At 37.7% G+C, this 8899-nt stretch carries 3 protein-coding genes and 1 pseudogene; all 4 read left to right on the plus strand.

Annotation, left to right across the window (positions count from 1 at the left end; translation table 11 throughout):
• Positions 1-1746, plus strand: a pseudogene (locus tag FFR48_RS22185) (peptidase domain-containing ABC transporter); the annotation flags it as partial.
• 485 nt (positions 1747-2231) lie between these two features.
• Entirely contained in the window at positions 2232-3809 is a 1578-nt protein-coding gene (locus FFR48_RS22190) for a beta-barrel domain-containing protein (protein ID WP_137668861.1), read from the plus strand.
• Between the two features lie 444 nt (positions 3810-4253).
• Positions 4254-5516 carry a glycosyltransferase family 4 protein gene (locus FFR48_RS22195; protein WP_236104147.1) on the plus strand — a complete coding sequence of 421 codons (1263 nt, stop codon included), beginning with the start codon at positions 4254-4256 and terminating at the stop codon, positions 5514-5516.
• Between the two features lie 825 nt (positions 5517-6341).
• A complete protein-coding gene (locus FFR48_RS29085) occupies positions 6342-8612 on the plus strand; it encodes a pre-peptidase C-terminal domain-containing protein (RefSeq protein WP_201277663.1) in 2271 nt (756 codons plus the stop codon).
• Positions 8613-8899: the final 287 nt, after the last annotated feature.

Consider the following 8899-nt stretch of genomic DNA (forward strand, 5'->3'; position numbering starts at 1 on the left):
CACCAAGAAAACCCCGAACAACACTTTGGATTAAGTATGTTTGTACATTAGCGATCAAGTCGACGTGGGGTATTAATAAAAGTCTTTATCGCTTCATTATTCGTCCAATTAGCTGCTTTAGCTAATCCTCTGGTGATTCAATTAATCATTGATAAAGTCATCGTTCAAAATAGTATTAATACCCTGAATATTTTAGGGGTGTTATTATTAGCAGTGGGTGTATTTGAAGCAATACTAACTACATTGCGGACATACTTATTTGTGGATACAACCAACCGCATTGACATGAGCTTAGGGTCACAAATTATTGACCATTTACTCAGATTACCTTTACGTTATTTTGAACGTAGACCTGTGGGTGAACTAGCAACTCGCATCAATGAATTAGAAAATATCCGTCAGTTTCTCACAGGGACAGCTTTAACAGTGGTATTAGATGCAGTATTCTCGGTGGTTTATATCATCGTGATGCTGTTTTATAGTTGGCAATTAACTTTAGTGGGTTTGGGAACAATTCCCCTATTTGTGGTGATTACATTAATTGCCGCCCCCACGGTGAGCCGACAATTACGTACCAAAGCAGAACGTAATGCAGCAACTCAATCTTATTTAGTGGAGGTAATGTCAGGTATTCAAACAGTAAAGGCGCAAAATATTGAATTGCGATCGCGTTTTTCCTGGCAAGAACGTTATGCTCGGTTTGTATCCGCAGGTTTTAAAACAGTCATCACTTCCACTTTAGCTAATTCTACCAGTCAGTTTCTCAACAAACTCAGTAGCTTATTAGTTTTGTGGGTAGGAGCTTATTTAGTATTAAAAGGAGAATTAACATTAGGGGAATTAATCGCCTTTAGAATTATTTCCAGTTATGTGACTAGTCCTATTTTGCGGTTAGCACAACTTTGGCAAAACTTCCAAGAAACTGGTTTATCTTTAGAGCGATTAAGTGATATTGTGGACACACCCCAAGAAGCAGAAACAGACAAAGATAATATTCCCTTACCTGGGATCATGGGTGCTGTTAAATATGAAAATGTTTGCTTCCGCTTTGCTCCCAGTGGACCACTGCAACTAAACAATGTGAGTCTTGATTTTCCCTCTGGTACATTTGTCGGTATCGTCGGACAAAGTGGTTCAGGTAAAAGCACAATGATGAAATTACTGCTAAGACTTTATAACATCGAGTCTGGCAGAATTTTGATTGATGGTTACGACATCAGCAAAGTAGAACTTTATTCAGTACGCAGACAAATTGGGGTTGTACCGCAAGATCCGCTTTTGTTTGATGGTACTGTAGAAGAAAATATTGCATTGACTAATCCTGATGCAACTACAGAAGAAATTATCGAAGCGGCCAGGATAGCAGTTGCCCATGAATTTATCATGAATTTGCCCAATGGTTATAACACCAGAGTAGGGGAAAAAGGTTCTAATCTTTCTGGAGGACAAAGACAAAGAATAGCGATCGCTCGTTCCATTTTACAAAAACCTAAATTATTAGTTTTGGACGAAGCTACCAGCGCCTTAGATTATCCCACAGAAAGACAAATATGCCTCAACTTAGCTAGAGCTTTTCAAGGTAAAACAGTCTTCTTTATTACTCACCGTCTCAATACTGTTAGTAATGCAGATACAATCGTTGTTATGGATGGCGGTAGGGTGATAGAACAAGGTAATCATCAAGAATTAATGACTGCTAAAGGTCATTATTTCTACCTATATCAACAACAAGAAGTTAATTTGTAATTAGTTATTAGTGATCAGCTATCAGTTATCAGTTATCAGTGGGAATAGGGAATAGGGAATAGGGAATAGGGGAAGGAAATTTTAGATTTTAGGTTTTAGATTGGAGTTAAGAAAAACAATCCAAAATCCAAAATCCAAAATCCAAAATTAATAACTCCTGACTCCTGTACGGGTGAAGTAGGGGCGAAGCATTCGGAAAATAGCCTGTTGCTAAAATTGATAATTGGTTGCCCGAATGCTTCGCCCTTACAGGAAAATAACCTGTTGCTAAAATTGATAATTGGTTGCCCGAATGCTTCGCCCTTACAGGAAAATAGCCTGTTGCTAAAATTGATAATTGGTTGCCCGAATGCTTCGCCCTTACAGGAAAATAACCTGTTCATAAAATTGATCATTTGTTGCCCGAATGCTTCGCCCCTACGACTCCTGACGCTAAAATTCAAAATCTAAAATCCAAAATCTAAAATCCAAAATCTAAAATTGTTATGACTCAACATAATGGTAATCATATCAACGGTAACGGTAATGGCAACGGAAAAAAACAAAGTAGTGTACAGTTGCTGACACCTGCCAAGAAAGCTAGAACAGAGACTTTGACTCGTGTAGCTTATCAAGATAGTTTTGATCAATCTATAGTTTTACGTCAATCACCAGTTTGGTCACGTACCATCATGATCACCCTGATGGTTATAGCTTGTTTTGGAGTGGGTTGGGCTTATTATGCCAAAATTGAACAAGTAGTTCCCGCGACCGGTCAGTTAAAACCAGAGGGAACAGTAAAAGAAGTGCAAGCTCCTATTAGTGGTGTTGTCAAATCTGTTTATGTGAAAGATGGACAAGAAGTAAAGAAAGGAGACTTGCTCTTAACATTTGAATCCGTTGCCACCTTAGCTGAGTTAAGTTCCTTAAACAAGATTCGTGCTGCTTTAATTAAAGAAAACGATATTTATCGTCGCTTGATGAGTGCAAGTAACGGTATCACCTCAGAATTGAATTTTTTAAGCAGTAACTTGCCACCAGAAACAGCTTTTCTCCTGAAAAGTCGAGCTTCATTAGTCGCTGACAATGATTTATTGCGTTCTCAATTAAGAAATTCTACACCAGGAATAAGTGGTGGAATTGATGAACAACAACGCCTCCTAGCTGCCAGAAAAGAATTAGAATCTCGGTCTAATGCAGCACAATTAGAAGTTGAAAAAATCAGAAAGCAACTATCGCAAACCAAAGTCAAGATCAAAGATACTCAAAATGGTTTAGCAATTCAACAACAAATTTTAGATAAAGTTAAAACCCTAGCAGAAGAAGGGGGGATTTCTCAATTACAATATCTGAATCAGCAACAACAAGTACAAACTCTGAAAGCAGAAATAGAACAATTGAGAGAAGAAGAAAAACGCCTAGAGTTTGATATTAAAAGAGGACAGGAGGAAGTAACGAATACTGTAGCGGTGACAGATAAAAATGTTTTAGATCAGATAGCCAATAATAAAAAGCGAATTGCGGAAATTGACAGCCAATTCATGAGAATTATTTTGGAAAATGAGCAAAGATTGGCAGATGTTAATAGCAAGATATCCCAAACTCAGTTAAATGTTAAATATCAAGAACTTCGCGCTCCTGTAGCGGGGATAGTATTTGATATGCAAGCGAAAAATCCTGGTTTTGTAGCTAATTCCACTCAGACATTATTGCAGATTGTACCTAATGATAAATATGTAGCGGAGGTATTTATCACCAATCAAGATATTGGTTTTGTGCGGGAAGGAATGAATGTAGATGTGAGAGTTGATTCTTTTCCTTTTAGTGAGTTTGGAGATATTAAAGGTAAAGTGATTAATATCGGATCGGATGCTTTACCTCCTGATCAGACTTATCAATATTATAGATTTCCAGCGAAAGTTAGTTTAGATAGTCAGACGATAAATGCTCACGGTAGAAACATTCCTGTACAGTCGGGGATGTCTATTACTGCTAATATTAAGGTGCGTGAGGAACGGAGTGTGTTGAGTTTATTTACGGAGATGTTTACTAAGCAGGTTGAGAGTTTGAAAGAAGTTAGATAGATGGTTATGGGTGATGGGTGATGGGTGATGGGTGACTCCCTTGCTACCCATACTTCCCATGCTTCCCATGCTTCATGTCTGTTAATAAAGAATTTGTAATTGAATTATGAAAATATGATTTAAATATCCTCCAAAAACGCCTCAGAACTTCCATATTAAAAAATCTCAAGTAAAATATTTTTGAAATCATAATTAGGGTTTGCTGAATAAACCTAAAACCTTGATATATCAAAGGTTAGAGGCTGATAAACACAGAAATTAGTGCAAGGGTTTTGAAGGGTATACCGGAAAAAGTGTGCATTTTTTGGGATTTCAAGAGATGGCAAAGAAATTTTCAAATCTCCTCCTGACTCCTGACTCCTGACTCCTGACTCCTATGCCTTCACGGAAAGACTTTCTCAGCAAACCCTAATTATATGGCTAAAACAAGCATATTCAAATTGTATGAAAAATGCTACCGGAAATATGAAAAGCATTTTATTTTTACATCCCAACTTCCCCGGACAATTTCGCCACTTAGTTAAAACTTTAGGACAAGATCAGAATTATCAAGTGGTATTTGCCACAAATAATCAACAAGGACATATACCAGGTGTACAGAAGGTAATTTATCAACCTTCCCGCACAGTAGCAAGTCAAACACATTATTATATTCGCAATTTAGAAAATGCAGTTCTTACCGGACAAGCAGTATATCGGATGGCACAACGATTAAAAAATCAAGGTTTTATTCCAGATATCATTTATGGTCATTCTGGTTGGGGACTAACTTTATTTATAAAAGAAGTTTTTCCCCAAGCAGAATTATTATGTTTCTTTGAATGGTTTTATCATAGTCGCGGTTCAGATGCAGGTTTTGATCCTTGTGATCCATTAAGTGTAGATGATATATGTCGTATTAGGGTAAAAAATTCACCGATTTTACTGGATTTATACCATTGCGATCGCGGACTTTCTCCTACTAACTGGCAGCGTCAACAATTTCCCCAAGAATATCATCATAAAATCACTGTTTGTCACGATGGCATTGATACTAATTACTTTATCAGTAAACCAGATACTAAATTATTTTTACCTAGCATCAATTTGGATCTTTCCCACGTCACAGAATTAGTTACCTATTCAGCAAGAGGTTTTGAACCTTATCGGGGTTTTCCTCAGTTTATGGAAGCAGTAGCATTAATTCAACAACAGCGCCCAAATTGTCATATTGTAGTTGATGGGGAAGATAAGGTATTTTATAGTAAACATCTTGCTGATGGGAAAACCTATAAACAGTTAATGTTAGAAAGTCTAGATTTAGATTTATCGAGATTACATTTTACTGGTAGACTACCTACCCATGAATATCTACAACTTTTACAAGCTTCCTCAGCCCATATTTACTTAACCCGTCCTTTTGTTTTATCCTGGTCAATGTTAGAAGCAATGTCTGTAGGATGTTTACTCATAGCTTCCAATACTCCCCCAGTTGTAGAGATCATTGAAGATGGTAAAAATGGACTTTTGGCAGATTTCTTTTCTCCTGTACAAATTGCTGAAAAGGTAAATCTAGCTTTGGATAATGCAGAAGATATGAAAGTTATTCGTGCAGCAGCAAGAAAAACAATAGTCAATAATTATAATTTAGCAGCATTATTACCAAAACAATTAGATTGGATATTCGGTAAGAAAACTTCTCTTAATTCCTATGGTTTGAGAATTTAGAGGATGTTCTAAAAGTCTCTCATGATGTATCAAATATTTTCAGATCCCCCTAAATCCAATACTGTTCGGTTAAGGATTTTTGTAGGTTGGGTTGAACAAAGTGAAACCCAAGAAATGTCTATAAATGTTGGGTTTTGTTCCTCAACCCAACCTACAGAATTTTATTTTTTGGGCTTAACCGAAAAGTATTGCCCCTAAATCCCCTTTTTCCAGGGTGACTTTAAAGAATTTAGCCCTGCTTTCTAAGGGGAGTTGGGGGGATCAATCAGTGTCATTGATGACAATAAAAAAACTTTTGAAACAACCTCTTGGGTTTTAGAGAGGTAGAACCTCTAGGTTTACATTCCCAGTCTGGAGACTGGGAACGAGTGAATAAGTCACCATAAGATAAATCAAGGCTTTTACTTACGTCATTTTTGCGTAATTCTTGGATAATTTAATGTTATGTTTTTTACTAAAAAATTATTTTTTACTGTTGTCAAATTGGCATAAATCATTATATGTATAGCAATAATATTTAATCTCACATTCCGCACCCTCAACTGTCACACAACGAAAAATTGGCCATTTGGAGATTTAGAATTGACGAACTGCTTGCAGCAGCGCTTCGCTATTGCCTACCAATATTCATTATCTTTGGTACAAAATACAACATTTGGTCGTAATAAAATTACGAAAAAAGCGATTGTGACACCGGGGGGTGCGGAAGGTAGGTTTAATCCTTGAAGTACACCTAAGATGAGTATTGCTGACTAGAATCTGGATATAGTCTGCATTGCCCAACCTACGTAATCAACATATTCATAAATTATTTAGGGGTGCATTATGTTTGATACTTTTGAAAAGCCTTTTGATTCATCTTTATCAGGATTGGGTAATTCCTTGATTTACCCGGATAAAGATCCTTTAAATCTTAATCCAACAGAGCTTGGTTCTCAGCAACTTCCATTTTTAAATGCACCTGTTGACAATGCGGGAAATACCCTAGCTACAGCCCGTAATGTTGGGACATTAACAGCAACTCAAAGTTTTAGTGATTGGATAGGACGTGCTGATACTAACGATTACTATAGTTTCAATGTGGGAACACAAAGTAACTTTAGTTTGAGTTTAACAGGTTTGAGTGCCGATGCAGATGTTCAATTACTCAATAGTTCTGGTGGTGTAATTTCTGGTTCTCATAATTGGAACAATTCCTCTGAATCCATTACTCGTCAGTTGACTGCGGGAAGTTATTATGTAAGGGTATATCGGTTTAGCGGTAACACTAACTACAGTTTATCGTTAAATGCTACTGCTACACCTGTTGATAATACCCTAGCTACAGCCCGTGCTGTTGGTGCATTAACAGGCGCTCAAAGTTTTAGTGACTGGGTAGGAAGTGCTGATACTAACGATTACTATAGTTTCAATGTGGGAACACAAAGTAACTTTAGTTTGAGTTTAACAGGTTTGAGTGCCGATGCAGATGTTCAATTACTCAATAGTTCTGGTGGTGTAATTTCCAGTTCTGAAAATGGTGGTGCTACTTCTGAATCCATTACTCGTCAGTTGGCTGCGGGAAGTTATTATGTACGGGTGTTTCAATATGATGGTGATACTACTTACAGTTTGTCGTTAAATGCTACTGCTACACCTGTTGATAATACCCTAGCTACAGCCCGTGCTGTTGGTGCATTAACAGGCACTCAAAGTTTTAGTGATTGGGTAGGAAGTGCTGATACTAACGATTACTATAGTTTCAATGTGGGAACACAAAGTAACTTTAGTTTGAGTTTAACAGGTTTGAGTGCCGATGCAGATGTTCAATTACTCAATAGTTCTGGTGGTGTAATTTCCAGTTCTGAAAATGGTGGTGCTACTTCTGAATCCATTACTCGTCAGTTGGCTGCGGGAAGTTATTATGTACGAGTGTTTCAATATGATGGTGATACTACTTACAGTTTGTCGTTAAATGCTACTGAGGTTACACCAACTCCAACTCCAACTCCAACTCCAACTCCAACTCCAACTCCAACTCCAACTCCAACTCCAACTCCAACTCCAACTCCAGATTGGTACAGTCAAAATCTAGTAGATGCTCAAATTATCACTTTAACCAGTTCCTTAGCGGCTGATGGTAATTTGAGTCGTAACGACATGATTAGTATTTTCCGTGATGCTCAGGATGGCAGCGTCATTGATGCTAATGAACTAACAGATTTGCGAACCATCGTTGCTAACTCCAGCCTTTTCACTATGGCTGATCATGTGAGAGTGCTTTCTAATAAGATTGCAAATGGTGATCCAGCTAACCCTCGCTCCGGTTTTGGTAATCTCTCTGCCGGTAGTAGTGCTACCCAAATGGAAAATCTCATTGGTAAGTGGTTCTTAGGAAATGATAGACCTGATACAGGTTATACCTATAGTTATGTTAGTGGTTCTCTGTTCCAAAATGGACTTAGTGCTGATGACATTTACCAAGGAGCGGTGGGAGACTGCTATTATGTAGCAACTTTATCTTCCATTGCCCAAGAGCAACCTTCTTACATTGAAAATATGTTCATTGACAATGGTGATAATACCTTCACTGTGCGTTTCTTCAACAATGGTGTAGCTGATTATGTCACAGTAGATCGTTACTTGCCAACTTATGGTGGTTATGCCGTGTATGCTGGTTGGGGTGGAGGTGCTTCTACTTCCACTAACAATGAACTGTGGGTAGCCTTAGCTGAGAAAGCTTATGCCCAGTTAGCTGAATCTGGTTGGAGTCGTACTTACAGTGGTACTCAAAATAATTCCTACGCAGCTATAGAAGGTGGTTGGATGGATGTAGTAATTCGTCAAGTCACAGGGTTAAGTGCGACTTCCCAATCTGTAAATAATATGACTCAAAATCAACTGATTAATTTGGTTAATTCTAATCAAATTTTAACAGCAGGTTTCGTTTATGGTGGTGGTTTTGGTGTGGTTAATGGTCATGCTTACACCATTACTGCCTATAATGCCACTAATGGAACTTTCTATTTACGCAACCCTTGGGGAACCTCCCATGCTAATGTTACTTGGTCTCAATTGTTATCTTTGGGAGCCATTATTCAATGGTCTAATGTCTAATAGACATCTCTAATGTGCGTGATTTGATTTGAAACTTGTTCTAGGGACAATTCATGAATTGTCCCTACATTCATTTTTACCAAATGTCTAATGTGATGAAAATCACTGAGTACCGCTTTTACAGCAGTTTTCATGTCTTTAGACCACAGTAAGGGCGAAGCTTGAGGGGGCGACAAGCAAGTTGAAACCAAGATAGGGAAAAGGTTTGAGGTGATAGACCCTCTGAAAAAATCTGGTGCTTATTGAGAATAGTATACAGTTATTAAGCAGATATTTATAGGGTGCAG

It is taken from the genome of Sphaerospermopsis reniformis (assembly GCF_005402885.1).
Taxonomy (GTDB): Bacteria; Cyanobacteriota; Cyanobacteriia; order Cyanobacteriales; family Nostocaceae; genus Sphaerospermopsis; species Sphaerospermopsis kisseleviana.

What these genes read in the sequence shown, in the direction of transcription:
- FFR48_RS29085 (WP_201277663.1), top strand. Translation starts at nt 6,342, where the DNA reads ATGTTTGATACTTTTGAAAAGCCTTTTGATTCATCTTTATCAGGATTG.
- FFR48_RS22190 (WP_137668861.1), top strand. Translation starts at nt 2,232, where the DNA reads ATGACTCAACATAATGGTAATCATATCAACGGTAACGGTAATGGCAAC.
- FFR48_RS22195 (WP_236104147.1), top strand. Translation starts at nt 4,254, where the DNA reads ATGAAAAATGCTACCGGAAATATGAAAAGCATTTTATTTTTACATCCC.